Source organism: Enterococcus sp. HMSC078F03, assembly GCF_001811595.1.
GTDB lineage: Bacteria > Bacillota > Bacilli > Lactobacillales > Enterococcaceae > Enterococcus > Enterococcus faecalis.
Genome location: NZ_KV805568.1, coordinates 50,866 through 76,959, shown reverse-complemented (window position 1 = coordinate 76,959; position 26,094 = coordinate 50,866). Strand labels below are relative to the sequence as shown.

General features: G+C 36.2%; 41 protein-coding genes and 1 other annotated feature (1 of these 42 only partly in view). Of the genes, 3 read left to right on the top strand and 38 right to left on the bottom strand.

The window, feature by feature from the left end; translation table 11 throughout:
- Positions 1 to 32 precede the first annotated feature (32 nt).
- The 25 genes from HMPREF2810_RS08890 to HMPREF2810_RS08770 form a co-directional block, all read right to left on the bottom strand.
- Positions 33 to 449: an ArpU family phage packaging/lysis transcriptional regulator gene (locus HMPREF2810_RS08890; RefSeq protein ID WP_048942201.1), complete on the bottom strand. Its 417-nt coding sequence runs from the start codon at positions 447 to 449 to the stop codon at positions 33 to 35.
- A gap of 144 nt (positions 450 to 593) precedes the next feature.
- Entirely contained in the window at positions 594 to 794 is a 201-nt protein-coding gene (locus HMPREF2810_RS08880; RefSeq protein ID WP_002409380.1) for a hypothetical protein, read from the bottom strand.
- A gap of 182 nt (positions 795 to 976) precedes the next feature.
- Complete coding sequence (locus tag HMPREF2810_RS08870) at positions 977 to 1,159, bottom strand: hypothetical protein (RefSeq protein ID WP_002389222.1); 183 nt, start codon at positions 1,157 to 1,159, stop codon at positions 977 to 979.
- A 16-nt stretch (positions 1,160 to 1,175) separates the two neighbouring features.
- Positions 1,176 to 1,406, bottom strand: a complete 231-nt coding sequence (locus HMPREF2810_RS08865; RefSeq protein ID WP_016630712.1) for a hypothetical protein — start codon at positions 1,404 to 1,406, stop codon at positions 1,176 to 1,178.
- A complete protein-coding gene (locus HMPREF2810_RS08860) occupies positions 1,407 to 1,907 on the bottom strand; it encodes a DUF1642 domain-containing protein (RefSeq protein ID WP_048942200.1) in 501 nt (166 codons plus the stop codon).
- A gap of 11 nt (positions 1,908 to 1,918) precedes the next feature.
- Positions 1,919 to 2,122 carry a hypothetical protein gene (locus HMPREF2810_RS08855; protein ID WP_048942199.1) on the bottom strand — a complete coding sequence of 68 codons (204 nt, stop codon included), beginning with the start codon at positions 2,120 to 2,122 and terminating at the stop codon, positions 1,919 to 1,921.
- A complete protein-coding gene (locus tag HMPREF2810_RS08850; protein WP_048942198.1) occupies positions 2,119 to 2,337 on the bottom strand; it encodes a hypothetical protein in 219 nt (72 codons plus the stop codon). Before HMPREF2810_RS08850 ends, HMPREF2810_RS08855 begins: the two co-directional genes overlap by 4 nt.
- An 11-nt stretch (positions 2,338 to 2,348) precedes the next feature.
- Positions 2,349 to 2,627 (bottom strand): hypothetical protein, encoded by a 279-nt coding sequence (locus HMPREF2810_RS08845; protein ID WP_048942197.1) that lies wholly within the window; start codon positions 2,625 to 2,627, stop codon positions 2,349 to 2,351.
- The gene (locus HMPREF2810_RS08840; RefSeq protein ID WP_048942196.1) at positions 2,624 to 3,106 is read right to left on the bottom strand and encodes a hypothetical protein; all 483 of its coding nucleotides are present in this window, start codon (positions 3,104 to 3,106) and stop codon (positions 2,624 to 2,626) included. Before HMPREF2810_RS08840 ends, HMPREF2810_RS08845 begins: the two co-directional genes overlap by 4 nt.
- On the bottom strand, positions 3,103 to 3,411 hold the full coding sequence (locus tag HMPREF2810_RS08835) for a hypothetical protein (protein ID WP_048942195.1): 309 nt from the start codon (positions 3,409 to 3,411) through the stop codon (positions 3,103 to 3,105). The genes HMPREF2810_RS08840 and HMPREF2810_RS08835 overlap by 4 nt, the downstream gene beginning before the upstream one ends.
- Positions 3,412 to 3,918: a YopX family protein gene (locus tag HMPREF2810_RS08830; RefSeq protein ID WP_033627942.1), complete on the bottom strand. Its 507-nt coding sequence runs from the start codon at positions 3,916 to 3,918 to the stop codon at positions 3,412 to 3,414. It abuts the gene before it with no gap.
- Positions 3,902 to 4,174: a hypothetical protein gene (locus tag HMPREF2810_RS08825; protein WP_048942194.1), complete on the bottom strand. Its 273-nt coding sequence runs from the start codon at positions 4,172 to 4,174 to the stop codon at positions 3,902 to 3,904. The genes HMPREF2810_RS08830 and HMPREF2810_RS08825 overlap by 17 nt, the downstream gene beginning before the upstream one ends.
- Before the next feature lie 2 nt (positions 4,175 to 4,176).
- Positions 4,177 to 5,550, bottom strand: a complete 1,374-nt coding sequence (locus HMPREF2810_RS08820; protein WP_048942193.1) for a PcfJ domain-containing protein — start codon at positions 5,548 to 5,550, stop codon at positions 4,177 to 4,179.
- The gene (locus tag HMPREF2810_RS08815) at positions 5,547 to 5,966 is read right to left on the bottom strand and encodes a Cas9 inhibitor AcrIIA9 family protein (RefSeq protein ID WP_002409390.1); all 420 of its coding nucleotides are present in this window, start codon (positions 5,964 to 5,966) and stop codon (positions 5,547 to 5,549) included. The genes HMPREF2810_RS08820 and HMPREF2810_RS08815 overlap by 4 nt, the downstream gene beginning before the upstream one ends.
- Entirely contained in the window at positions 5,967 to 6,596 is a 630-nt protein-coding gene (locus HMPREF2810_RS08810) for a hypothetical protein (protein WP_048942192.1), read from the bottom strand. It lies immediately after the preceding gene.
- The gene (locus HMPREF2810_RS08805; protein WP_010824910.1) at positions 6,597 to 7,565 is read right to left on the bottom strand and encodes a phage replisome organizer N-terminal domain-containing protein; all 969 of its coding nucleotides are present in this window, start codon (positions 7,563 to 7,565) and stop codon (positions 6,597 to 6,599) included.
- 2 nt (positions 7,566 to 7,567) lie between these two features.
- Positions 7,568 to 8,248 carry a putative HNHc nuclease gene (locus HMPREF2810_RS08800; protein WP_016618508.1) on the bottom strand — a complete coding sequence of 227 codons (681 nt, stop codon included), beginning with the start codon at positions 8,246 to 8,248 and terminating at the stop codon, positions 7,568 to 7,570.
- Positions 8,245 to 9,183 (bottom strand): DUF1351 domain-containing protein, encoded by a 939-nt coding sequence (locus HMPREF2810_RS08795; RefSeq protein WP_048942191.1) that lies wholly within the window; start codon positions 9,181 to 9,183, stop codon positions 8,245 to 8,247. The genes HMPREF2810_RS08800 and HMPREF2810_RS08795 overlap by 4 nt, the downstream gene beginning before the upstream one ends.
- Complete coding sequence (locus tag HMPREF2810_RS08790; RefSeq protein ID WP_010824907.1) at positions 9,168 to 9,845, bottom strand: ERF family protein; 678 nt, start codon at positions 9,843 to 9,845, stop codon at positions 9,168 to 9,170. The genes HMPREF2810_RS08795 and HMPREF2810_RS08790 overlap by 16 nt, the downstream gene beginning before the upstream one ends.
- Entirely contained in the window at positions 9,846 to 10,082 is a 237-nt protein-coding gene (locus HMPREF2810_RS08785; RefSeq protein WP_002389004.1) for a hypothetical protein, read from the bottom strand.
- Between the two features lie 56 nt (positions 10,083 to 10,138).
- A complete protein-coding gene (locus tag HMPREF2810_RS15900) occupies positions 10,139 to 10,294 on the bottom strand; it encodes a hypothetical protein (protein WP_002389151.1) in 156 nt (51 codons plus the stop codon).
- A 106-nt stretch (positions 10,295 to 10,400) separates the two neighbouring features.
- Complete coding sequence (locus HMPREF2810_RS15895; protein ID WP_002369040.1) at positions 10,401 to 10,574, bottom strand: hypothetical protein; 174 nt, start codon at positions 10,572 to 10,574, stop codon at positions 10,401 to 10,403.
- 12 nt (positions 10,575 to 10,586) lie between these two features.
- Positions 10,587 to 11,282, bottom strand: a complete 696-nt coding sequence (locus HMPREF2810_RS08775; RefSeq protein WP_010824906.1) for a Rha family transcriptional regulator — start codon at positions 11,280 to 11,282, stop codon at positions 10,587 to 10,589.
- A gap of 21 nt (positions 11,283 to 11,303) precedes the next feature.
- Positions 11,304 to 11,465 carry a hypothetical protein gene (locus tag HMPREF2810_RS15890; RefSeq protein ID WP_010824905.1) on the bottom strand — a complete coding sequence of 54 codons (162 nt, stop codon included), beginning with the start codon at positions 11,463 to 11,465 and terminating at the stop codon, positions 11,304 to 11,306.
- Positions 11,466 to 11,502: 37 nt separating this feature from the next.
- Positions 11,503 to 11,709: a helix-turn-helix domain-containing protein gene (locus HMPREF2810_RS08770; protein WP_010824904.1), complete on the bottom strand. Its 207-nt coding sequence runs from the start codon at positions 11,707 to 11,709 to the stop codon at positions 11,503 to 11,505.
- A 142-nt stretch (positions 11,710 to 11,851) separates the two neighbouring features.
- On the opposite strand from HMPREF2810_RS08770, the gene HMPREF2810_RS08765 reads away from it, so the two are divergent.
- From HMPREF2810_RS08765 to HMPREF2810_RS08755, 3 genes are all read left to right on the top strand, one after another.
- The gene (locus tag HMPREF2810_RS08765) at positions 11,852 to 12,568 is read left to right on the top strand and encodes an XRE family transcriptional regulator (RefSeq protein WP_229226729.1); all 717 of its coding nucleotides are present in this window, start codon (positions 11,852 to 11,854) and stop codon (positions 12,566 to 12,568) included.
- Between the two features lie 164 nt (positions 12,569 to 12,732).
- Entirely contained in the window at positions 12,733 to 12,915 is a 183-nt protein-coding gene (locus HMPREF2810_RS08760) for a hypothetical protein (protein ID WP_010824902.1), read from the top strand.
- A gap of 28 nt (positions 12,916 to 12,943) precedes the next feature.
- Positions 12,944 to 14,293 carry a recombinase family protein gene (locus HMPREF2810_RS08755; protein WP_048942190.1) on the top strand — a complete coding sequence of 450 codons (1,350 nt, stop codon included), beginning with the start codon at positions 12,944 to 12,946 and terminating at the stop codon, positions 14,291 to 14,293.
- A gap of 544 nt (positions 14,294 to 14,837) precedes the next feature.
- Here HMPREF2810_RS08755 and glmU read toward each other — a convergent pair.
- The 13 genes from glmU to epsC all read right to left on the bottom strand — a co-directional run bounded on the left by glmU (position 14,838) and on the right by epsC (position 26,005).
- Positions 14,838 to 16,223: a bifunctional UDP-N-acetylglucosamine diphosphorylase/glucosamine-1-phosphate N-acetyltransferase GlmU gene (gene glmU / locus HMPREF2810_RS08750; RefSeq protein WP_002356067.1), complete on the bottom strand. Its 1,386-nt coding sequence runs from the start codon at positions 16,221 to 16,223 to the stop codon at positions 14,838 to 14,840.
- Between the two features lie 201 nt (positions 16,224 to 16,424).
- The gene (gene purR, locus HMPREF2810_RS08745) at positions 16,425 to 17,246 is read right to left on the bottom strand and encodes a pur operon repressor (RefSeq protein WP_002381336.1); all 822 of its coding nucleotides are present in this window, start codon (positions 17,244 to 17,246) and stop codon (positions 16,425 to 16,427) included.
- 143 nt (positions 17,247 to 17,389) lie between these two features.
- Positions 17,390 to 18,229: a metal ABC transporter permease gene (locus tag HMPREF2810_RS08740; protein ID WP_002383493.1), complete on the bottom strand. Its 840-nt coding sequence runs from the start codon at positions 18,227 to 18,229 to the stop codon at positions 17,390 to 17,392.
- Positions 18,230 to 18,390: 161 nt separating this feature from the next.
- The gene (locus tag HMPREF2810_RS08735; RefSeq protein ID WP_002356064.1) at positions 18,391 to 19,083 is read right to left on the bottom strand and encodes a metal ABC transporter ATP-binding protein; all 693 of its coding nucleotides are present in this window, start codon (positions 19,081 to 19,083) and stop codon (positions 18,391 to 18,393) included.
- Between the two features lie 25 nt (positions 19,084 to 19,108).
- The gene (locus HMPREF2810_RS08730; protein WP_002383496.1) at positions 19,109 to 20,062 is read right to left on the bottom strand and encodes a metal ABC transporter substrate-binding protein; all 954 of its coding nucleotides are present in this window, start codon (positions 20,060 to 20,062) and stop codon (positions 19,109 to 19,111) included.
- Between the two features lie 167 nt (positions 20,063 to 20,229).
- A complete protein-coding gene (ispE, locus tag HMPREF2810_RS08725) occupies positions 20,230 to 21,081 on the bottom strand; it encodes a 4-(cytidine 5'-diphospho)-2-C-methyl-D-erythritol kinase (RefSeq protein WP_002356061.1) in 852 nt (283 codons plus the stop codon).
- A gap of 180 nt (positions 21,082 to 21,261) precedes the next feature.
- Positions 21,262 to 21,564: a Veg family protein gene (locus HMPREF2810_RS08720; protein WP_002383497.1), complete on the bottom strand. Its 303-nt coding sequence runs from the start codon at positions 21,562 to 21,564 to the stop codon at positions 21,262 to 21,264.
- A gap of 57 nt (positions 21,565 to 21,621) precedes the next feature.
- A complete protein-coding gene (locus tag HMPREF2810_RS08715) occupies positions 21,622 to 22,188 on the bottom strand; it encodes a sigma-70 family RNA polymerase sigma factor (protein WP_002383498.1) in 567 nt (188 codons plus the stop codon).
- Between the two features lie 85 nt (positions 22,189 to 22,273).
- On the bottom strand, positions 22,274 to 22,804 hold the full coding sequence (locus HMPREF2810_RS08710; protein WP_002383499.1) for an NYN domain-containing protein: 531 nt from the start codon (positions 22,802 to 22,804) through the stop codon (positions 22,274 to 22,276).
- Positions 22,805 to 22,818: 14 nt separating this feature from the next.
- On the bottom strand, positions 22,819 to 23,676 hold the full coding sequence (gene rlmB / locus HMPREF2810_RS08705) for a 23S rRNA (guanosine(2251)-2'-O)-methyltransferase RlmB (protein WP_002378685.1): 858 nt from the start codon (positions 23,674 to 23,676) through the stop codon (positions 22,819 to 22,821).
- Positions 23,666 to 24,064: a Mini-ribonuclease 3 gene (locus HMPREF2810_RS08700; protein WP_002356056.1), complete on the bottom strand. Its 399-nt coding sequence runs from the start codon at positions 24,062 to 24,064 to the stop codon at positions 23,666 to 23,668. The genes rlmB and HMPREF2810_RS08700 overlap by 11 nt, the downstream gene beginning before the upstream one ends.
- Entirely contained in the window at positions 24,061 to 25,473 is a 1,413-nt protein-coding gene (gene cysS, locus HMPREF2810_RS08695; protein WP_002370606.1) for a cysteine--tRNA ligase, read from the bottom strand. The genes HMPREF2810_RS08700 and cysS overlap by 4 nt, the downstream gene beginning before the upstream one ends.
- Positions 25,466 to 26,005: a serine O-acetyltransferase EpsC gene (epsC, locus tag HMPREF2810_RS08690; RefSeq protein ID WP_048942189.1), complete on the bottom strand. Its 540-nt coding sequence runs from the start codon at positions 26,003 to 26,005 to the stop codon at positions 25,466 to 25,468. Before epsC ends, cysS begins: the two co-directional genes overlap by 8 nt.
- 64 nt (positions 26,006 to 26,069) lie before the next feature.
- Positions 26,070 to 26,094 (bottom strand) — a binding site (T-box leader) (it continues 182 nt past the right edge of the window).

Sequence of the window (26,094 nt, the reverse complement as noted above, 5' to 3'; positions counted from 1 at the left end):
CCGCCAACTTTCCGCCAAAAAACCGCCAAAAATTATTTATATGCAATTATTTTTCCATTTCGGTAAGCTTCCGCGAATTCAATCAAAGCTTCTGATTTCATTCTTTGAATACTTCTTTCAGAATAGCCGACTTCTCTGGCGATTTTGTAATTAGAGTAATGGTCCTGCACACAAAAACTGTAGTGAAGAATTTGACGACTTATTATGCTTAATGACATCAAAGTCGTTAGGATTGCATCACGTTCTGCTTCAACATCAATCATCTGGATCAACGCATCTTCTGCTTTGTTGCCATGCCTTATACCTTTGGGCATGTCTGTAATTATTGGCGACCGAACATCTACTAAGGAACGACCAGCTATTCGGTCCAAACGTCTAAAATTTTTCAACACGGCTCTCGCATTGGCTCTAGTCTGACTGAAATCAACTTCTTTTAACAATTGAATCAAGTTAAATCGCTCCTTTTATGTTATAATATCAATGTGGTTGGTCGGAGCGATTCCGACTTTTTTTATTTTTTAGAATTTTGAGTGCCGTTTGCAATTGCCTTTTCTTGCAAGCGACGCTTTTTCTTTTTAATTTTTGATTTTTTCTTACCCATGTTGCACCTCCAGTGTAATTGGTCTGCCATACTTTAAAATTTTCCAAGAGCCAGCATCATGTGACATTGATTGGCCCATTTCATAGTGATGCTTATCAAATTCAGCTTCTTTTTTTGAAAGATATGGTTCTGAATACTCAACATAAACGCCATCGACTTGCCTTCCTAAGATATAAACTTCTGGATAACTCATACACTTGAACCTCCTAAATATAGCCCTAACCCCAAAATAAATGAGCATGAAAGGAAATAAACGAGGTCACTGCTTGTTATGTCATTGCTATACACGAAATAGCTCACGGCTGCTTTTGCTACAAGAATCATTATTGCAATGCCACTAACTTTATTTATTACTCTTTTCCAATTGCGTTTCATTTATTCACCATCTTTCCACAGCACGGACATACTTTCGTTTAGTATTGCTTCTGTTAGTCCCAATTCCTTGCTGTATCCAATTAAAGCAGCAGCTAACGTGAAGACAATTTCATTATCATCCATTCCTGTAGCATTTATACCGATTTCGTTTTCACCAGTTTTTGTTAATAAGAGTTGTTCCATTTATTCAGCCTCCTAATCATAATAACTTTGCAAATCGTTTTAACTCTTTGTACGAAACGGTATACCCGTTTTCCAACTTAGTAACGATCTTCGCATCTTCAAGAGAAAACCCCTTACTGCATAAATAGTGAATTCGTCGGTTCTCTTGTTCACTAAAAATTCCAAATCCTTTTCTGATTGATTCTGCTAAACTTCCAAAGCTTTGAATTAGGTTCTCTGCGACGCCTGTATAATTACTTGTATTCATTTATTCTACCTCCACTTTCACAGCAAAATCCCAGTAACGCTCGTCAATTGCTTTGATTTCTTGTTCAGTTAGCGGTGTTCTTGCTCCACTATTCTGAGACGATAACCAGAACGCTTTGTTTAAAACTTTATCTACACCTAAATATTGTTTTGTTGTCGTGTCAAAAACATAATACAATTGCTCTTTCTCGACTTCGTAGCCGTTGACCCAAGCAAGAGCAAACGTTTCTTGATTATTATCGATCCATCGAGTAGCATCGATATATTCTGCACCATAAAGATCCCACGGATTGAACGAATCAATTAGACTATCTCCTTTCTTTTTGGCATACTCAATCCATTCTGCCACGAACTTCGGAACAACGACTTTTTTCGGTTCGTCTAGTAGTATCACGTACGACAACGAATCATAAACGCCTTGTTCATAACCGTTGTCATAGCTTAAACTTTCTGTGCTACATTCTAAATTCTCTAATATGTCTATCAATTCTTGTTTATTCATCGCTGTTCCTCCTACGCAAAATTTATATCAATAACTCTTTTAATAATTTCCCACTCATTTTTAGGAATGGTAAAATCATGTTGACTTTCATCTGCTGAATTCGTTGTACATATCGCTAACTCTCCATCTAAAACACTGAAAAAAATGCTTGATTCACCACCTGAGTGAACTTCAGAGAACTCAATTTCTCCGATTTTGAGACCACTTTTTTTCATCGCTGTTCCTCCACTTCATCAAATCCACAGATTAACGATTCTTTTTTCCATACGCCGAGCCCCTCGAATCCTATTAATCCTCTATCTTCTTCTGGAAATAAAAGAATACAGCCTAACGGAATTACCTTCTCTACTTCTAATATTTTCCCAGTATATTTGGGAACTCCTTTACCGATATACTTTACTTTGTCTCCTGGTTGAATGCTCATACTCATTCCGATACCTCCTAAAGCAAACCGCTGTCAATCAGCAATGCTTCGCCGTCTTCTTCAAGATTTTCTAATTGATTGAAAGCTTCTTCTGCACCCAATTCTCCACCATCTTCAGTATGACTTTTAGCAAGCATTTTGAACGCTTCGTATTTATCAATTATTTTCATATCATCGAAAAATTCTTTTTCGTCTTCCACTTCGCAAACAATATCCTTATAAAATTTTAAACATTGTTTTTCATCTTCAGCAGCAATTAATGCATAATAAGGTTCTCTCATTTCGTAAAATTTCATTTTTCTTCCTCCTTAAATCGATCGATAACCAAATAAATAAATTTACCTTCTAATCCTTCTAATATTTCAAGTAAATTATGACCACCTAGCGTAAAGGTTTCTATTTCATAACCTTCAATCGTCCATGTACTGTAGCCATACCAGTTCTCTTGAAACTCTAACAATCCCATACTGTCCAATACCACTTTTTCTTTAATGCTTTCTAATTTTTCTTGTTTGTCACTAGCGTATAGTTGCATTATTACATTTTCAGCAACACGTTTATCATTAATTCCATTTTCAAAGTCTTCCTCTTCATCTGAAATATTTTCGTATCCTAAAGCTGACAAAGCGTTCAAAATTAAACTACCGAGTTTTCTATTTTCTAGATCAAATTCGTTATAATCTTGTCTGTGCATCAAGCTTTTTAATAAATGGATTGCTGGATCACAATCTCCTATTTTAGCGACCCAACCTTTTAGTATTTGTTTTTTACTCATTCTGTTCCCTCCAATTCCCACGGAAAAGGCGTTCTAATGGACCAAACAGGCACAGACCTATGACCACAATCTCGCCATTCTAACCACCAGCAACTACGGTTCTCATTGTCTTCGTCTACTCCGAAACGATATCTAACAAATGCATCTTCAACAATGTAAGGTGTGCTTTCGTCAAGCATTAGTTCTGACCGCCATTCCTCTATTGCTTGTTCCCTGGAATATTTTTGTTTATTGAAGCCCATCCAATTATTGAAATCTCCATTAAACACTTCAAAGTCAAACTTGCTTCTTCCTTTAATCGCCATTTATTTGACCTCCAATAAATCTGGGTTTTCATAGATGTTACCTAAAATAGTTATGTCGCTAGACGATAAATTAAAATTATGCAAGAATATTTCTTCTAAGTCTTCTGCATCTGGCAAACTCATTGATACAGGAATACCATCAATTTCGTTTGGTATTTGCTTAGGAGTGTCATACTCATATTTGGCATCTTTGATTATCCATGCTGTTCCTGTTTCGTCTTTATCAACTACACCAACCATATGATTTTCTTGGTAATATCCCATCGGCCACTCTTCCCAAAAAATATCAATGATGTCGCCTTTAAAAACATTTTTTTCTTCATTGTCTTTATAAGAATCGGACATATAGCCTTTCAATCCAGTTGATTGTCCGACTGTTTCCTTATCAATCAGATAAACCGAATTTTCATCTGCTTCATTTACGATGGCATACTGGCCAAACATAAAAGTTAAAAGGCCAATATGCCAGTTACCTCTTTGATCTCTTGCTCTAAACTTTGGAATCATCTTCTTCACTCGCTTTCATCCAAACTTGATTGCTTTTAGTGCTTTTTTCTTTCTTAATTGGTTCAGTTTTTGTTTTCAAAATTTTATTTTTTTTAGGTATAACTATTACTTTGCTAACCTCTTTAATAATTCCATCTGTTACAAATGCAGCACTTTCTGCAATCGCCTTTTTTTCAAAAAATTTAGCATCTTTTATATTTGATACAGGATTCCCATGTTGATCCAAATATGCAGTTACTTTTACAACGTAAGGCATTTTTATATCACCTCTTTTTTTATTAATTCAATCCATTTCTCACTAGCTGTTTCTACCTCGTGAGAGGCTCTCTGATTACGTTTACCTCTCAATTGAACAATATGCCCTTTTTGATATTCCAAGGTGTAAAACGGCGTTTCTGTGTCGTTCTTCTTACGAACAAAGACAATAGTTGTTTGCCCCTTACTGTGACGTTCAATGTAATGGCTACCACCTACACAATGATGTAATGCTTTACCTTCTTGGATTATTTCGATAATGTCTCGAGGTATTTTGAATTCATAATTACCAACAACTCTTTCTAGTTTTAAGCGTTTGACCAACGTTTCCTCGTACTCTTGCTGTAGTTTTTCATTTTCTTTTCTCTTTTGTTCGATTTTTAATTGATTCAGCAATTCCACAGCATTATCATGTGCTTTTTTTAAATCCTTAGGAATAATTAAATTAGCATCACCTGTAGGATCTATATTTAAATCTTTTAACATATTCAGATAGTCGAAGTAGTAAAGCATATTGATTTTATTTTTAATAACCCAATTCTGAAATTTAACCATTCCTATACCTTTCGGAATTTTGTTAATGGCATGATAATCCAAGAACTTTTCAATACCAGGTACGACCTTTCCATTCCGGTTTTTTATCCGTTTTTCTAATTCGAATTCATAAAAATCTCGGTTAGAATTTTTGAAAAATTGTTTATTTTCTTTCAGCCATTTCTTATTCAAGGTCCGCATATCTACACCTTTTCTATATGTTCCATTCTGATATGAATACTTCGGATACATCACTTCATCTACTAGTTTTTTTGCATTTATTTTCTGCAAAAATTCAATTTCAAAGCGATATTGATACCAGTTTCTTAATTCATAAATTTGAATGTCATCATACTTAAACTTTAAATATTTTAATGGCGAAATCTTTTTTACTTTTGTCTCCCAATTATTTTTATAAAAAATTGTTCCATGATAAGGCGAACTCATTCCTCCATAATTTGGAGTAAGTCCAAAAACATATCCTTTACCCCATTTTGTTATCTTTACACATTCATCATTATCGAAAATTTCAAAATTCACCAACGTGCTTTCTAGGCTTTCTTTACCGTCAATAATATCTAACCAATAGCCATAAGACTGAACCTCGATTCGTTTAGAAGTAACAAGTACTATTGCGAATGAATAAAACTTATCTACAAAAGTTAATCTTGAATTTTTTGTTAACCTTTTTTCTATAACATGGCCAAATTTTCTGTCAGAAGATACGATCACTTCATTTTTGTTGGACCACTTATAAATCGGTATTTGTGATTCACACCAGTTAAAAAAACTTTTAGGAGGAATTAATTTCTTCTCAACGTACCAATCAGCATTCTTTTTCATAGAAAATCAAGCAAATCTAATTGCAATCCTTCATTGATTTTTGGTTTATTGGCTTTTGGTTTTTCTTTAGACTTTTTCTTATCTTTGACAGGTTTATTTTTAGATTTAATTGATGTTGCAACTTGTGACGTTTCTTGTTTGACGTTTGTTTCATCTGATAGGTAATATTCTTTTACCCAATCAAAAACTTCTAAATCGTCTACAATAGCTACCCCTTTCATAGCCATTTCTCGAGCTTTATGTCCACAATAATTTAGAGCATTGCTGATTGATTTACCTTGTTTCAGAACCCCTTTAAATAGTTCTTCATCTTCTTGATCGCATAACCAATTATGAATTTTATCTTCAGCTTTTGTGTGCTCTTTTTCCATTTCTTTAAGCATAATAACTAGTGCTTTTTCTTTTACATCAGTCATCTATTTACCTCCGTCAGGCAGATTCAGTCTCACTGGAGTTACCAGATAAAGATACTTACCTTCTTTGATTTCAAGCGTAAATGGTTTATTTTCTGAATAAAGATGAATTACAGTATCATCAACGGCATACCTCTCTTTTGCATCTAATAGAAATTCACAGGCATCAATGATATATCGTGAATTAACACCTAACTTCATTGATTCACCAACAACTTGTGCATTCACTTCAATTTTCACTGGTGAACCATATATTTTTTCGTCGTGTAAGTTTGTAAAAGTAATTTTACCTTGTTCAATTTTCATCACGATTATTTCATCTGTATTTGTGTTTAATGCCTTTGCTGCTCTTAATAAAACTGACAAACTTATTGTTATTTTTATTTTTGATTTTGCCTTATTCGGTATAAGATGGCCAAGCTCAGGATATGGTGCGTCGAGTATTTCCATTGTTCTGATATCTTGGTTAATTTCTTTATTGTGATTGTGGAAGTTCTCGATTAGCAATAATCTATGAGAGTCTGTTGCAGCTATGCTTCCATTTGCATCATAATGGACACATCTTAAAATTGGTCTTGATTCAAACTTAGATACGGCTCGTTTTAAATGTTTTGATAATTTATTGTCGTTCATTTATTTCCCCTCCAGGAATTCTTTGATTTGTCTGTCTAATTCTGCTTGCTCATCAGGCGAAAGCTTTTTTTCAGTATTTTCTTTGGGTTCTTTTGCCCACTCTGGTAAATTTTCAACCCTCACATTTTGACGCTGGTAAGTCGCTCTTTGTTGGCCACGTTCCTTTTCATTTTTGATTTCAAATTTTAGTTTTTCAAACTGCGTTCTTAGCTTAGAAGCACTTCTAATGTTTCCGAACCAGAATGAATTTGTCGGTAACCAATCAAGAACATAGTCAATTGCTGCAATAGTCTGTTGATCTCGTTCTTCGATTAACCTGAACGTATCAGCCCACTTTTCAATATTGGCTCTTTTCATTTCACTTGGAAAATCATTGATTAAATTATTTTTTAACTTTTCAGCAAGGCGTAAATGTTCGTTAGAATATTTACGAGAAGGTTTTGAATCTTCTTTTTCTATCTCTAACTCTTTCTCTAACTCTATCTCTATCTCTGGTGTAGATTTGTCCGGACATTTGTTACCCTTTTTTTGGACATTTGTCCGGACGTTTGTAGTTACATTTGTCACATCATTAAGCAACAGACTGTCTTTTTCTTTCTTGATTTGTTGTCTATAATCCCTTTTTCTATCTGCTTCTGTTGAAGATTTTCCAATAAAATTTTGGATATCTAACATATAAATTGCTCCATTATCTAAAACCTCAATGAGCTCTAAATCTCTAAAAACCTGTATTGCTTTTTCGACATCTCCAACGCTATGCCTCGTCACTTGTGATAGCATTGTTGAGTTGAATGGTATCCTTTCGTTAAACATTAGGCGCCCTTCATATTTCAAACTTCTTAAATAAAGTTTTAATAAGATATTGGAATAGATATAACCATCGGGCATACTTTCTAGCACAATCATTTCATCACTATCGAAAAAATTATCTTTGAGTTTGAGATAGTAATATTTTTTATTGTCTGCCATGTTTACCCTCCAATGTGTAATTTCTTGATGGTATCTTGATTTAATTTAATTCCTTTAACATGATATTTTTTCTTAAATGCTGTAATACCAATGTTGTGTTTTTCTGTGTGATGGCATCGGCACAAACCAGCGTAAGTGTATTCTGTGTGGTCCACACTTTTTCTTTTCCGCCGACCTAGAGCTTTATCAAAATGGTCAATGTCTGCACCAGTTTTGCCACATATGCAGCAAACTCTGTTAGTGATGCATTTGTAAAAGTAATATTCCTGATTAGCAGGTAAAATATCGTACCCATTGCGAAATGGAATATTATTTTCAAAGATGAAATTCAAGATAATGTTCGCTAAAATGGTTGCATCGTCCATTGTGTTCGTTGAGTCGTTTCTGAGGCTAATTTCATAGCCTTGTAACGCTTCAAACCTGAGATAGAACATTTCCTTTAACACTTCCGTTTCTTGCCCTGTGAAAGAGAATATATCCTCTAGCATTGCAAAGATAAATCGACGTTGGGCAACACTAAATTTTCTCGGATCAATAAATCTTATTTCAACTTCTCTTGGCCCTGTATAATCAAAATACATGGTTTTTAATCGTTCAATATTTATTGCTTCGTTTATTACTGCTGTTATTGAGTTGTTTTTCAAACTCTTAATAACAGCAGAATAAACATTGTTCAGGTTCATTCAATCACTTCCACTTGAATCCCGTTATTAATAATAAAATTGTTTAAAGCAACTAACTTTTGATGCTCTGCTGTTAGTCTTAACGTAACTGTTTTCTCTTGTTGTTTTTTGCTGGTTTTTGGCGCTTTTTCCGTGATGATTTCACCTGTCGCAGTGTCAACCGTTTTATTGTTGATTGTTTCAGTTTTCAAAGCAGCCATGGCTTCGTCGTGTTCTCTTTTTGCTCTTTCACGTTCTTCTTGTTCTTTTTTTAAAGCAACGGCTGAATCGATTTCTTTTATCAGTTCTGGTGCAGTAGACCCTTTATCGATTAATGCGACCCAAGAAAACGAGTCAAGACCAACTGCCTTAGCATAATTTTCAACAATGAGCTTATCGTTTTTGATACGCTCTTTTTCCTTTGCTACTGAATACATTACTGTTGCGATCTCTTCAATAGTTTTTTTGGTTAATTCACCTTTAGCAGTGAAAGATGTTTTATTTAACCATGAATCCGAAATTTTAAATTCATTGATATCAACACCATAATTTTCAGACATTTCAGCAATTACTTCTTGAAGCTTTTCGTTTCGTTTATTGCGTTCGGTTTCTTCATAAGACTTAATATTTTCATCGATGCTTGAGCGCACTAGATTGATTTTTCCAGTATATTTTTTTATTTTGTCCTCGAATTTTTTTAAAGGTTCACTGTATTCTTTTTTTATATTTTTTCGTTGGTTTTCTAGTAAATCAGATACTTTTTTCAAATCTGCTCTAGCTTTTTTTGCGTCGGGAATATTCTCATCTGTAAAAATCATTGTTGAATAATGTTCAACAGCACTGTCGACAATCGAAGCTAGCTGCACTTCGTTTTGAATGGTAATTTCACTGGCTTTAAAATCAACACTAAACTGCAATTCTGTTGTTAATTCGTTTGTCATTAGTTTTGCCCCCATGTAATGTTTTCTTCTGGTTGTGGTTGGAATTGTTGTATCCATTGCTTCAGAACTTCCATAGCTTTCTTGAACATGCTAGCTGGCATATTTTCATTGACATCTACATTCAATTCTTTACTTAGCTCATTCCGCACATAGTCAAGTTCAGAATTCGATAACTCAGAAAGTTGTCGGATATGATCGTTTAACGTAGCTAACTGTTTACCGCTAATCAAATCAACTTTTGAAGTATCGCTGTTCTTTTCAGCTGCTGTTTGGCCATCATCGTCTTTATCTGCAGCAATTCCAAAAGCAGCAGACAAAGAGTAACGTCTTGCATAAGTTGTTAAGCTTCCTAGCCCTTGCGGATTAGTGCCACTGTTTGGAAATTCAAAAGGTCCATGAATGATATATTGACCGCTAACATGAGTAATAATTGTTGTGACTTTTAACGCATTATTCTCATTGACGACATTTTGTTGAAAATCAATTCCGCTTTCGGATTCTTGTGCAGCTTTTCTAATTGCTTCTTCAATCGCTTTTAGAGTTGCATATTGGAAATTCATTGGACCTTTTTTCGTTGTATAGGCAACTTCTGCGTCAAATCTTGGTTGAATTAATTTGCTTTTTAGCTTATACATCCCATCAAACAATTCTTTTAAATTTTCGCTGTTCTCGTTCATTTATTCCCCTTCTTTCAGTAATGAAATAACTTTTTGAAGTCCTTCGATTAATTCAACTTGATTAAAATAAGCACTTTCATCTAAACTCTCGAATACTGTTCTAACTTCTTCATCTTCGCTATCTTGGTAAACAGCAACATGATTATTAATAGCATCCTTTTCAAAAATCAGTGATCCATAAGGTGAATGATTATCAATTAAGACAATTCTTTGCATTGAATCCACTTCCACTCTCATGCTATAATTCTCCTATCAATTAATTTTGTTTGTGACTTTTTGCTTGCCGGCGGAAGTCACTTTTTTGTTTCTTGGATAAATAACGCTTCTGGAAATACTGCCTTATTTATCGCAGTGTCTGGATATTTTTCTTTAAGCTTTTGAAATACCAGGGCTTTCGTATCCTCAACCACGTAAATTTTCAAACTATCTTTTCCTACTGCTTTAAACATCTAAATTCCCTTCTCTCTTTTTGTTGCATAATGTATATTTGATTTTTTTGTTGCTGGTACCATAAATCAGCAAGTTTTTTCGTTTGTTGTAGTTTTTCTTTCCTTGTCATTTATTTACCTCTCTATCTTCAAGAGCTAAGTCATAAAATAATGTCCAAATAATGAACAATCCAATATACACATTTTGGATGATTGGATTAAAGTTTCCACCCACTAGCAGACCCAATCCGAAAACAATAAGCAGTACTGCAATTCTTCTTAAGTTATAAATTTTTCTCATATTATTTACCTCCTAGAACATTTCTAATTCAAGCTGTTTAATCTGTTCTTTAGTAACAGATGACGGCTGCCAGTTATCAATAAATTCAAGAACACGTTGGAAATCCTTATCCTTAATGCGACCTCTATTAGGAACATTAAACAGTCGTTTTATGCTAGATCCCAAATCTTGAAAGAGCATTGATTTTGCTTCTTGACTTAAGCGTTGTTCTTTGCATAAGTAGTACACTTTCTTTCTAACTCTGCTATCGATCGTCCCTTTATCTTCAGTGCTAATCAGTTTATTTTCTTCGATATCTACTAATCGTTTATCAATATTATCTACACGCTCATTTGTTTCTTCATTTGCTGATAAAGCAAGCATTGCTAGTTCTCTTTTGGAAGTTGGTAGTTTGGGCTGTTGAATTTCTTTTTCCATTTGATTAAAAGCCTCAATATATTTCAGTTTGAACTGCAATGCCTTTTGACCAGTGAACCCCATTGCTAATAAAGTGAAGCCGTCGCGATTCATGATAACTTGGCGATAAGATTGTTTGTTTTGCGGATGAACATATATATCTTCATAAAATAAGTCTGCCGAATTTTCGGCTAGCCCTTGCTTTAATTCATCAATGGCTTCTAAAACATGTTTATGCTGTTTTCTAAATGTTTCAGCAACTTGTAAACTACTTGTTACCACTTGTTTATTTTTCATTATTACTAATTGCATATTCTGTTTCTCCCTTCATTTTTAGTTAGCTTCTTTCTGATAACTGTTACCTTCACTTTTCTTAGATTCACTTTTACTTTTTATTTTACAAACATGTTGTATACCAGTACGTCGCGTTAAAACATCAGCAAAAGCTTGTGCCAATAAATCGATATCTACTTTTTCTGACGACTTTTGATTCATATCACACTTCCCTCCTCTGTTGTTGACATTCGGGAACTTAACGAGTAAAAAAAATAGATATTCTAGATTCTGGCATTTCTAATGCTGTTGCTATTTTTGCTAGTTCGTCAACTCCCAATGAAACTGTACCATTTTCACGTTTTGTATATACACTTCGTGTCCATTGTAATTTCTTTGCTAATTCTTCTTGAGAATACCCTTTTGCGATTCTCTCAGCTTTTAAACGGTTGAAGTCAAATTCCATTTTTATAATCCTCCTAACATTTATTCATTCATGAATGTGCTTTAATGATATATCGGTGATTCCCGAATGTCAACTATTTGTGCCGAATAAGAACATTTTTTGTTGACTATTGGGAACTTTATTAGTATTATTTCTTTAGGAGGTGAATAATTTGAGAACGAATGATGAAATTATGACATTAATTACAAACTTGCGTAAACAGAAAAAAATGACATCCACTGAATTAGCAGAAAAAGTTGGAATAGCTAAGTCCGCAATGTCACGTTATGAAAATAGAACAAGACAATTTCCTGTTAATAAGATATCTGACTTTGCCAATGCTTTAGAAACAAGCCCAGAATACCTATTAGGATTTGAAGAAGAACCACTTTCTCAAATTTTAACGAAAATAAACGAAACCTCAGCTAAGTTAGAAACTAAAAGACAAAAAAATGTATTAATATTTGCCGAGAAAGAATTAGATAAGCAAATTCTTGAAACGGAATCACGCAATAGAAAAGTTGTTCCATTGGTAGGAAAGACCGCAGCAAACCCTGCAGTTCTAGAATATGGAGATATAGACGTTGAACAGCACTCTTTCGCACACGTGCCGGAAGGAGCAGATTGTGCTATTAATATTCAGGGAGATTCAATGGAACCGCTAATTAAAGATGGAAGCATTGTTTTTTATAAAAAACAATGTGATGTTGAAAATGGTGAAATTGCAATCGTAGAAATTGATAATGATGGTGTTACATGTAAGAAAGTAATTAAAGACTACTCAAATAAGCAAATTATTTTGAGATCAATCAATACCAAATATGAAGATAGAATTTTAGAAAATGAAAAAATTAGAATTATTGGAAAAGTTATATTATAGAACTTTTGTATTAGACTTAAAAGTATTCTATTAAAGACCAATCTGTTTAAAAAAATAATTTATAGAAGAATAGTTCGTGGTTAGCTAAGAAATAAATATAAATTTTAACCCTCGGACTTTTCTTCTTACAAAAAAAGAACATACATTCTCTAAGGAGGGATATTATGAATAAATATGAAGTAGAAAAAAGACTTTGCGAAGAGTTGAATATTGAATATATTAACTTAAATTTACGTACAGGACCTAGTCACAGATTTACTGAAAAAGAATACCAAGAGCTTAAATCTGATTATGCTCAGTTATTTTTACAATTAAACAAGCTTAATGTTGAGAAAGACCAAGAGTAGTTTTTAAATAAGATAGGGGGATTCGTTTATGCTAAAGAGAGCAGCGTTATACATTAGGGTTTCTACTGATCAACAAGCAAAACACGGGGATAGTTTAGACGCACAAATAGCTACTTTAAAAGATTATGTAAGTACTCAAGACAATTTGACAATCATTGACACGTATATTGATGACGGCATTTCAGGACAAAAATTGTACCGCGATGAATTTCAACGCTTATTAGAAGATATAAAAAAGAACAGAATAGATATTATTTTGTTTACCAAATTAGATCGATGGTTTAGAAATTTACGTCATTACTTAAATATTCAAGAAATATTAGATAATTCTGGCGTAACATGGCTTGCCGTTTCACAACCATTTTTCAATACTGATACTGCTTATGGACGTTCCTTTGTTAATCAGTCAATGAGTTTTGCTGAATTAGAAGCACAAATGGCGTCTGAACGTATCAAAGCAGTATTTGAAAACAAAATTAGAAAGGGAGAAGTGGTAACTGGTAGCGTTCCTTTTGGTTATAAAATCTGTGATAAGAAGTTAATACCTAACGAAAATGCACCTATCGCAAAAGATATTTTTAAACATTATTCTATTCACAACAGTATACGCCTAACTGTTGAATATCTATTCAATGAATATGATATTACAAGAAGTTCTCGAACAATCAAGCACATGTTAAGGAATAGAAAATATATAGGTGAAGTTTCTGGTAACAAAAATTATTGTCCTCCCATAGTGGATAAGGAAACCTTTGAGAAGGTTCAAAATCTATTAGATAAAAATATTTCATCTATAGCAAAACGTACTTATATCTTTTCAGGACTGGTAGTATGTAGTTGTTGCGGTAAAAAAATGACTGGACGTTATCGAAAAAGAAAATATATTAAAAAAGATGGCACAGTGATGTATTATACAAAAAAAGTATACCGTTGTAACGGAAACACTTATAAAAGAAATAAATGCCCAAATAAGATAAATATACCCGAAGAGATACTTGAAGAGTATTTATTAAACAACATTAAAGCAGACGCGGAAAACTTTGAAGCTAAACAGAAGAAGATAGCAGTTTCTGCTCCTGAAAAAAACAATAATTCAAAAGTACTAAAGAAAATAGAACGGTTAAAAAAAGCGTATCTTAATGAGGTTATAAGTTTAGACGAATATAAGAAAGATAGAAAAGAGCTTGAACAGATGATTGTTCAAGTCAAGCCTAAGGAAACTATAGTATTTAAATCAAATTGGTTTAAAAAAAATATAGAAAGTACTTATCGTGATTTCGATGAAGAAGAAAAAAGGTTTGTTTGGAGATCAGTACTTAAAAACTTAATTGTAGACCCTCATGGCAAAATAACAATTAATTTTTTAACAAAAAATTAGCCACTTTTAGGAACTGTCCTACTAGTAACGCTTGGCGCTATCAATGCAACAGCCATTAAAAAATGCATGCCCCACTTCACTTTTTTAAAGCTCAACTTTTTCACAAATTTCCTCCTTGTGTTTCAACCCATTTGCAACAAACAATTGTCAAAGTAACAAACAACAAAAAGAGCCTTCCCCCATCACGCTGCTCTTCTTTTCCTATCATAATATATCCGTTAAATAAAAAACAGTAAATTCCGTTAAAATAAGATGTTTTTCCTGTAAATTGTTTTTATTTTTGGACAATACAGCGGATTTGTTTGTGAAAAAAATAGTAATTTTGACCAAAACACGAACTTTATAAAAAAGAAAGTCTTTTTATATTGGAAAAGCAGAACAAAAACTATTTTTTTGAAAAAAATAACTAAAAATACCGAATAAACAGCATTGGTCTAGTCCTTGAATGCCTCTAAACAAATATTAGCAGCAATTGGTCTAGTCTTTAAGGAGGAAAAAGAACGCTCTTTTGCTTAAGCAAAAGAGCGTTCTTTTTTATTTGAGGTTAATCCTTCATGTAAGGTAACTTTTTAGCATAGCCTTCTTTATTCACTTGACGTGCCCGGGCAATCGCCAAATCTTCTGAAGGGACATCTTCTGTGATAGTTGAACCAGCAGCAGTCACCGCATGATCACCAATCGTGACTGGCGCAACAATGTTCGTTGCAGAGCCAATAAACGCGTGATCACCCACGACTGTTTGGTGTTTATTTTTGCCATCATAATTAACAAAAACAACGCCGCAACCGACATTAATATCTTTGCCTAATGTTGCATCACCAACGTATGTTAAATGGCCCACTTTTGTTCCTTCATCGATTGTTGCATTTTTTACTTCCACGAAGTTACCAATGTGTACGTTTGCCCCCACATCTGCTTTAGGACGTAAATGTGCATACGGACCCACATCGGCCCCCTCGCGAACCACACTTTCTTCAATCACAGACTGTTTAACAACCACTTGATTGCCGATGTGACTATCAACGATTTCTGAATGTGCGCCAATCAAGCAATCTTCGCCAATCACTGTTTTTCCTTTGATAGTGACTCCCGCTTCAATGACTGTGTCTGAACCAATTACCACACCTTCATCAATATACGTTGTATCTGGATCAATAAATGTAACACCATTTCGCATATGCATTTCATTTAAACGACGATGCATAATTTTATTAGCAGTGGATAAAGCGACGCGATCATTTACACCCATTGCTTCGTCAAAGTCTGCCATTTGGTAAGCAGCGACAGCTTTGCCTTCTTTTTTCAAAATTTCAATGATATCTGTTAAATAGTATTCCCCTTGTGTATTGTTTGTATCTGTTTTCGCTAACGCTTCAAACAATGATTCATTATCAAAACAGAAGGTTCCTGTATTAATTTCTTGAACACGTGCTTCTTCTTCACTGGCATCTTTTTGTTCCACGATTCGTTCTACAATGCCCACATGGTCACGAATAATTCGACCATAGCCTGTTGGGTCTTCCGCATGCGCTGTTAAAATAGTCGCACTTGCATTCTTACCTTGATGGTAATCGAATAAATTTTTCAAGGTTTCCGCAGTTAATAACGGCGTATCCCCTGTAATAACTAATGTTGTTCCTTGTTTACCACCTAATAACTCTTGTGCTTGCATGACTGCATGCCCAGTTCCCAATTGTTCAGCTTGTAAGGCATATTGACTACGTTCGCCTAAATGGCTTTTAATCATTTCCGCCCCATGTCCAACGATTGTCACGATTTCTGTTGGTTCTGTTTGTTCTACCTGATCTAAAATATGTTCGACCATTGGTTTACCAGCAACTGGATGCAATACTTTATAAAGTTTAGATTTCATGCGTGTTCCTTTACCAGCTGCTAAAATAATTGCGTATCTATTTTCCACGTTTGCCACCTCAAATTAACTAAATTGTTTGATTTTCTTCTAAATCGTCCTCATTATACCTTTTCTAGTTTATCTTACTCTTTTGTCTTTTTCAACAAAATAAGGCATTTAAAAGGTAGACCAATTTATTTTCTCATCTTTTTTTAAAGGAATAAAACAGAAAAAAAGAACCTGAAAATGGAATGGACCATTTTCAGGTTCTTTTTCAAATTATTTCTCTGTGAAATAGTTTCCTGGGACTACGCTAATCGTTTTTGTTTGTGTATCCACATCTTCCACATATAATAGCGAAGTGTAGTCATCGATTGCACGACGGCCATTGAATTTTGACTCAGCAAAAACAGTAATGCCCACAAGTTCTGCTTCAAATTCTTCAATCATACTCTTCATACCATTGACGGTGCCGCCGCCTTTCATGAAGTCATCCACGACTAAAACTTTTGAGCCGCGTTTTAAGCTGCGTTTTGAAAGTTCCATTTTTTCGATACGTTCTGAAGACCCTGATACATAGTTCACGCTCACCGTTGAACCTTCAGTAATCTTAGAATCGCGACGAACAATCACAAACGGAACATTTAAGTAATAAGACACAGCTTGCGCAATTGGCACTCCTTTGGTCGCAACGGTCATTACCGCATCAATTTGTTTGCCTAAATATTTAGAAGCAATAATCCGGCCCACTTGTCTTAATAAATTCGGTTCCCCAAGTAAATCTGAAAGATAAACATAACCCCCAGGTAATAAGCGATCTTGTTCTGACAAACGATCACACAAATCCATAATCAACTGCTCCGCTTCCTCATAAGGAATTTCAGGGATAAAGCGGACACCGCCTGCAGCGCCTGGAATCGTTTCTAAAATACCTGTTCCACGTTCTTTAAATGTTTTTTTAACAATTGCTAAATCTTCACTAATGGAAGACTTGGCAGATTGGTATCGGTCAGCAAAATATGTCAAAGAAACCAATGTATGGGGATGATCTAAAAGATATTGGGTCATATCGATTAATCGTTCACTTCTCCGAATTTTCAAATTCGTCACTCCTTTTCATTCTATCGTTCCTTATTATAAGGGGTTTAACCGAAAAATTCGAGGATTTTTTTCAAATAACTGAAAATAGTTCGCCATTTCTTTTAAAAAAAAGAAATAAAGGAGAAAAACTTTCGTTTTTCTCCTTAGTTTCTTTGCATTTTTTGTTTTCGTTGGACCATAACAACCACTCGGCGATAAATATTGACTAATAAGAATAAACCAATAAAAATTAGGGTAATGCTTGCACTCGGTGGTGTTTCCAAATAATACGAGCTAGTCAACCCTGTTAGCATGCCAATCAAGCCCATAAACACACTGATGATGATTACCGTGTTGAAGCCTTTACCAATTCGCATACCTATCGCAGCTGGTAAGACCATAATTGCTGAAATTAACAAGGCTCCCGCGATCGGAATCATCACAGCAATCGCCACACCAGTAATTACATTAAAAAGCATCGACATCCAATGAATAGGTAGCCCATCAACATGAGCAGTATCTTCATCAAATGTTAAAACATACATTGGGCGTTTAAATAACATAAACAATAGAACTAAAACTACGAATAAAATTGCCAACATAACCACTTGATCCCACGTAATCGTGACGATGGAACCAAATAAATACGATTGAATACTAGCAGCTGAATTGCCTCCTGTTAAATTCATTAAAACTAACGCCAAAGCCAAACCGCCTGACATTAAAATAGCAATCGAAATTTCTGAATAGGTGCTATAAATCATTCGTAAATATTCTAGAATGATTGCAGCCACAATCACGACAATTAAGGTCATTAAATTAGGATTCCAATTAAAAAAGAAGCCTAGTGCCACACCGGCTAATGACACATGTGAAAGGGTATCTGCCATTAAAGATTGTCGGCGAATAACTAGAAAGACGCCGAGCATTGGGGCAATCACTGAGATAAACAGTGCTGCTAAAAAGGCCTTTTGCATAAATGCATAAGAAAGCATTTCTGCCATACGATTCACTCCTTACCGCTAAAATGAACACTACCATTGTAGCGACGTTTAAGCGAATTAATTTTTTAATTCCTGCTTATTTTTTAAATTTTTCCAACATTTCTTTAAGCTGTTCCTAGGCTTTCGTTATTATCGAGCCAGATAACGTTTTATTGGAAAATTTACGTATACGATTCTTCACTCATATGGAAGCAACGCCATTTCGAATCTTCTTTGCGGACAAGACGAATTTGACGATCTACATAGGTTTTGATATCTTCATGATCATGCGTAATCATCAAAATAGCTTTTCCATGTTCATGCGCACTGTGTTGCAACAATTGATAAAATTCGTTTCGCGATTGTTCATCCATACCTGTTGTTGGCTCATCTAAAATAAACAAATCTGGATCAGTCGCAAACACTCGTGCTAAACTAATTCGTTGCTTTTGCCCGCCAGAAAGCTCGCCAATTCGTTTGTGGCGCATTTCCCACATGTCCACTGATTTCAAAGCTTTTTCCACATGAAGATGATCTTTTTTCGTCAACGGTTTGAACCAACGATTTCTGGGAAACCGACCTGAACGTACTAATTCAATGACGGTGCTAGGAAAGCCCGCATTGAAAGAAGCGACTTGTTGTGGAATGTAGCCAATGCTGATTTTTTCACCAGCACTATTTTTTTTAGCGACCGTAATTTTGCCACTTGTTGGTTTTAATAACCCTAAAGTACTTTTGATCAGCGTTGACTTGGCAGCGCCATTTTCTCCTGTTAAAATAACGAATTCCCCTGGATCAACATAATAAGAAACATCTTCTAAAACAGGTTCATCATCATAATAGAAGGTTAAATTTTCGACTTCAATATAATGCATAAGTTGGCTCCTTTCTGTTGCCAGATTAATGAATGCTTTTTTGTAAAGCGGCGAGGTTTTCTTTCATGACAGACACATAGTTCTCGCCTGCTTCTTGTTCTTTTTGAGTTAAACTCTCTAAAGGATTCAATACGGCTAATTCGACGCCTGTCTCATCTGCCAATGTTTTGGCTACTTTTGTAGAAGCCGATGCTTCAAAATAGATCACAGAAACATTGTTTGTTTTAATATATTTTTTTAATTCGGCTAAACGACTTGGCGAAGGTTCTTGGTCTGGAGAAATCCCAGCAATCGGTTCTTGGGTCAAGTCATATTGTTTTGCCAAATAGCCAAATGCAGCATGTTGCGTCACAAAGGTCCGATTTTTAGCGCCTGCAAATGCAGCTTGGTATTCCTTATCTAGCGCAGTCAATTTTTCCAAATAAGCAGCGGTATTTTTTTCAAATACGGCTTTTTTCTCAGGATATTTTTTGATAAGCGCATCCCGAATCGCTATCACTTCTTTTTGCGCTAACACGGGATCTAACCAGACATGCGGATCCAGTTCGTGAGAATGGTTATGGCCTTCATGACCTTCTTCGCCAGATTCTTCCTCTTCTGTTCCTTGCATCAATTGAATGGATTGACTGGCTTCCACGATTGAAACTTTTTTCGTGTCCAAGTTTTCAATAACATTCGGAACCCAAGTTTCTAGCTCTTTACTATTATAAACAAAGACATCCGCATCAGTAATTTTCGCTAAGTCTTTTGCGCTTGGTTCATAATCGTGTGGTTCCGTTCCAGCTGGAATCAACAGCTCAACCTCTCCCTCATCACCAACGACTTGTTTTGCGAAGTCGTACATCGGATAAAAAGTAGTCATTACCGTGAGCTCTTTCTTCTCTTTTGGCGATTGTGTGGTTTGCCCACAACTAGCTAAAAGAAAAGCGCTGATTGCTAAAGTAACGCCGATTATCAAACGGCGGTAGATTTTCGTCATGTTCTGTCCTCTTTTCGATTTACCTATTATAAACCGTAATATTTACGATTTGCCAGGAATAATGTACCAAATGGATCACGGGACGTCAAGGAATAAATTTAAAAAAACAACAGAGCGTGGGACAAAAATCACTTTGGATTTTTGTCCCACGCTCTGTTGTTTTTTATTTATTTCAATGTCCGAACCAAATAAACTTCTTCGCAAAAGCCTTTGAGTCCATTATAAATCCGTTGTGCTCGTGTTTTCTTTTCACATAAAGCAAAGACTGTCGGTCCACTGCCGCTCATCAACGCTGCATCAGCGCCGTACTTCAGCATGCGATCCTTGATTTGTTGCACGATTGGATGTCTGGCAATCGTGACACTTTCCAACGCATTGCCGACCGTCTGGGTCATCCCAGTATAATCACCATTTTCAATAGCTATTCTTAGTCCAGCAATATCTGGATGGTGCAATTCATCTACCGCTAAATCATTAAAAACGGTACTAGTAGATACACTAATTCTTGGTTTAACTAACACAATCCAACATTGAGGCATGGTCGGTAATGCTTCAATTTTCTCCCCACGTCCGTTTGCAAAGGCTGTTCCGCCCCTTAAACAATAAGGAACATCCATACCAATTTGGCTACCAATTTCACAGAGTTCGTCCATCGTCAACCCCAGATTCCACAGTTTGTTCAAGCCTCGTAATGCTGCGGCACAGTCACTGCTCCCCCCTGCTAAACCAGCTGCCACGGGGATACGTTTTTCAATATATATTTTAATTCCTTTATGAATATTATAGGTACGCTTTAATAAGTCAACTGCTTGATAGACATGATTCCGTCGATCCACGGGTAAAAAAGAGCTGTCCGTTTCAATACGAATGATGTCTTCTTCTAGATTTTCAAAAGTTAAATGATCGGCTAAATCTACACTTGCAAAAATAGATTCAACTTCATGATAGCCATCCACACGTTTATGCAGAACATCTAACCCAAGATTAATTTTCGCAGGAGCTCGTTCGATTATTTCCATCGGTTCCCTGATTCACCTTCCTTAATCTTTTGTCTACCAACATTTTAATCTTTTAGATTCTATCATATGTCCATGAAGAAGTACACCGAAGATTGCTCTTTCTCTGACGACAGATGGCTGAAATTAAAAAGAGCTTAGGAACGAAGGGCTCTTCCTTCACTCCTAAGCGGACTTTCTAAATTATACGGCTTGACCGATGAATTCGATTTCAACGGTGCGTGTTAAAACATCTGAATAGCTATAAGATACACGTTCAAATGAGTTCTCGTCTGGATCCAAGTCAACAACAAAAACAGATGGATAAGTCTCCGTTAAGATTCCTTTACGTTCTGTTTGGCGCTTTCTTCCAGTCTGAGCAACTAACATAATTTCACTGCCGATACGGCCTTCCAAATCTTTCTTAATTGACGATAACGTTGTTGGCATTGCATTCACCTCGAGAAACATTATATCACTTTTTTTAAAAAATTTCAAGTTTATCATACTAGAAGTCTGTTTGCAACTACTTTTGCTCGACAAACCGGCTGTTTTGTCGAATTTTTATTCATTTTCTAATGTATATTTCATTTTTGCTTTGGCACGATCATAGGCACTTCGGACAGCTGAAAAAGTTCCCCCACGTACTTTAGCGATTTCTTCTAACGTGTAGCCTTTTAAGTATGCGTTTAAAATTTGTTGTTCCAACGAGGAAAGACGTGTCGGAAAAGCTGCCAATTTTTCTTGAATCATTAATTGACCTAATGGGTCGGTGGCCGTTGTCCCTAAATAGTCCACTAACTCTTCACCAGCGCTTTCTAATCGTTGTTCCAGAGAAATAGACAAGGTATCTGTTCGCCGCTTATAGGCGCATTGATGGCGAATTAAGCTATGTACGTGATTTTCAAAATTTCGTTTAAAAAACTTTCCTAATGATGCTTGTTTTTCTGAATCAAATCGTTCTAACGTCCGAAAGAAGACAATTCGCCCTTCTTGAAGCCAGTCCTCAGTATCATAATCTTTTAAATAGTATTTTTTCATGCACTTATAAATCACTGGCTGATATTGCCCATATAAGGCTTGAAATTGTTCTTGGTCTCCTGCTAATGCTTGTTGAATCTGTTCTAACATAAAAAGCCCTCCTTTTCGATAAACGTATCGAATGATTTAGGAGAGCATAGCATGTTAGAAATTTATGACTTAAGCGAACATTTGTTTAATCTTTTTTTTGAGACAATTCTTCTAGCTTCTCAGAAAGTTTTGATAACTGCTCCACGTTCCATGGAGAATTTCGACGAAATTGCTGGAAATGGATATCTGTTGCATGAATGGCAATCGTCTTTTCTGTTTTCTGGACAGCTTTGTAAAGTTCATTGGCCGAAGTCCGCAATGCACCTTGTGAAAAGACCACCCATTGTTCAGCCAAATCACTCGTTGCGACTGTTACTTGCGTTAAACGATCATTTTTTTCACCAGCTAGACGTTCAATATAACTATCTGCTGTTTCATCTTCTTTGGTGAAAACCACGGTCAAAAGGTACTTTTTGTACGTTTGCTGAATGCCTGGGACTAGTTGGGCATCAAAGACCACAATGATTTCCACCCCTTCATATTTGGCATAATTGGACAGACGACTAAGAAGCAGTTCACGCGCATCCTCTAAACGCTCTTGCTTTTTCAACTGGACCAATTCTGGCCAAGCACCAATCATATTATAGCCATCAACGATTAACAATTGTTTTTTCATACAATCGCCTTCTTCTATAATGGGTTGCGGCCACGATAGACTTCATACATTAGCAAGCCTGCAGCCACACCAGCGTTTAAGCTTTGAACGTGTCCAGTCATTGGAATCGTTAATAATTCATCCACTTCTTTATGAAGACCTTGACTCATGCCACGACCTTCATTTCCGATGATTAAGGCAATTGCGCCTTGTGTATTCCAGCGACGATAATCCGTTCCAGACATATCTGTACCAAAAATCCAAAATTGATTCTCTTTTAGCGTTGCAATACTTTGCGCTAGATTCGTTACACGAGCCACTGGAATATGTTCCACGGCCCCTGTTGACGCTTTGGTTACGGTTGGTGTAATTCCCACTGCACGATGTTTCGGAATGATAATACCGTCCACGCCTGTCGCATCAGCTGTTCGCAAAATTGAGCCAAAGTTATGTGGGTCCTCTAGACTGTCTAAAATTAGGAAAAATGGTGTTGCTGTCTTTTCTTTTGTTTGTTCCAATAATTCTTCTAAAGTTAAATATTGATACGCTGTGATTGCTAAAACCATGCCTTGATGCACACCGTGATCACTCATCGTATCTAATTTTGCTTTAGGCACCCATTTGACTGGAACCGCCTGTTCTTTCGCTGCTTGTTTTAATTGCTCAATTTTCTCGCCACGAGCATCTTCTTGTAAAAACAATTTATTCCCGCGTCCTTGCTGCAACGCCTCAACAGTGGCATGGAAACCAAAGACAAAGTTATCTGCTAGCTCTTCTGAGGTTCCATCAGCACCTGCTGTCGCTGGTCGTGGGTTCCGTTCTTTTGAACGCTTATCTGAACGCTCTGGACGTTTCTTACCTTTTTTAAAAGGACGAGATTTTTCATTTTTCATTGGTTTCACCTACTTTCTTGATACACCAGTTAATTAATTCTTCTAAACGTTCTTTTTGTTGTGTCAAATGTAAATAACCCATCAAGGATTCGAAACCGGTCGCTACCCGATAGGTCGTCACATCAGCATTTTTGGCAAAGGTGTGACTTTTAGCATTCCGACCGCGTTTGTACATCACTTCTTCTTCCTCCGTTAGCATTTCTCCCGCTAACATCGCTTGCATTAAGCTTGCTTGGGCTTTTGCTGACACGTAGTGTGTCGCCATGCGATGCAAAACATTCGGTTTCGTTTGTCCCAAGGAAACTAAATAATCACGAATGTAAATTTCATAAATCGCATCGCCAACATAGGCCAAAGCTAAACCGTTTAATTGTTTGTAATCTCTCATTCACTTCTTCTCCATCTCGTTCCTTGCGGAGTATCTTCTAAAACAATGCCTTGTTCTTTTAATAAATCGCGGATTTCATCACTTCGGGCAAAATCACGGTCTTTCCGTGCTTGGTTCCGTTCTTCAATTAACGCATCTACTTGTGCATCCACTAATTCTTCGTTTTTAAAGAATAAACCAAAAATAGCTAACCAGCCACTGAAAAGCTTATCCATCGCCACTAGAACTGGTTCCGAAACTGTCGCTTGTTCACTGTACTGATTCATCATCTTCGCTAATTCATAAACGACCGTAATCCCGTTAGCTGCATTGAAATCATCATCCATTTCCGTAATAAAACGTTGCTCTAATTCGTTTAATTGCGCTAAATAGTGTTCATCCTCTGGCAAACTTGCGACCGCATCTGCTTGTCTAAAACGTAAATTTTCAAACGCATTTTTCAATTTTTGATAATTGGCTGCTGCCTCTTTTAGAGTGCTTTCGCTATAACGAATCGGGCGACGGTACTGGGTGGTGGACATAAAGAAACGTAAAATTTGCGGATCCACTTTTTGAATCATTTCATGAACAGTAATGAAGTTACCTAGGGATTTACTCATTTTTTCATCGTCTTCACCAATTGTGACATAGCCGTTATGCATCCAGTAATTGGCAAAGGTATGGCCTGTTTTGGCTTCGCTCTGTGCAATTTCATTCTCATGATGTGGAAATTCTAAATCTTGTCCACCGCCATGAATATCAATCGTCTCTCCCAAGTGTTTTGTCGCCATGACAGAGCATTCAATATGCCAGCCGGGACGTCCTTTACCCCAAGGAGAATCCCAAGAAATTTCATCTTCTTTGGCACTTTTCCAAAGAGCAAAATCCAATGGGTCTTCTTTTAATTGTTGTTCAACGCCAGTTCGTTGACTTGCCCCCACTTCTAATTCATCAATCGATTGATGGCTTAATTTACCATAATTAGGGAATTTACGGGTGCGATAATACACATCACCTGCGACCTCATAAGCAAAACCTTTTTCAATTAAAACGTCGATAAAAGCTAAGATATCAGGCATGTGGTCCATCACCCGAGGATGTAACGTTGCTGGCTGGACATTCAATGCTTGCGTGTCTTCTTCAAAGGCTTTGATAAAACGCTCCGCCACTTCCGGCGCAGTAATTTTCAATTCTTTGGCTGCCTTGATAATTTTATCATCGACATCTGTAAAGTTCGAGACATAATTCACTTCATACCCACGATATTCAAAATAACGACGAATCGTATCAAAGGCGATCGCACTGCGCGCATTACCGATATGGATATAGTTATACACGGTTGGTCCGCAGACATACATCCGAACTTTATGCGCCTCAATTGGCGTAAATACTTCTTTTTCTCTGGTCAATGTATTATAAATTTTAATCATGCCCTTTTTCCACCTTTCTACCATTTAGACGAACGACTTTCGCAGGAACACCCACAGCTGTGGCATCTGCTGGGATGTCTGAAATAACAACAGCACCCGTACCAATTTTTGAACGTTCACCAATCACAACTGGCCCTAAAATTTGAGCTCGTGCCGAAATCATCGCTCCTTTTTTCACTGTTGGATGGCGTTTACCCGTATCACGACCGGTCCCACCTAACGTCACTCCGTGAAACAAAACAACATCTTCTTCTATTTCCGCGGTTTCCCCAATCACAATGCCCATGCCGTGATCGATAAAAACTCCCGCACCAATTGTGGCTCCGGGATGAATTTCTACGCCCGTTATGAAACGCCAAAATTGTGCATGAATCTTCGCCAACAAAAACAACTGATGCCTATATAAGAAATGAGACAAGCGATGCCAAAACAGGGCGTGCAAGCCAGGATACGTTAAAAGAACTTCTAGTGTGGTCCGCGCTGCAGGATCGTTTCTTTTAACAGCTGCGACGCTACGTTTCAACCAACTCATAGGGTGAACTCCTTTCTATTATACAAAAATAAAAAACGTCTTTTAAGCAACAAAAAAACGTTGCTTAAAAGACGCCCATGCGTGGTTCC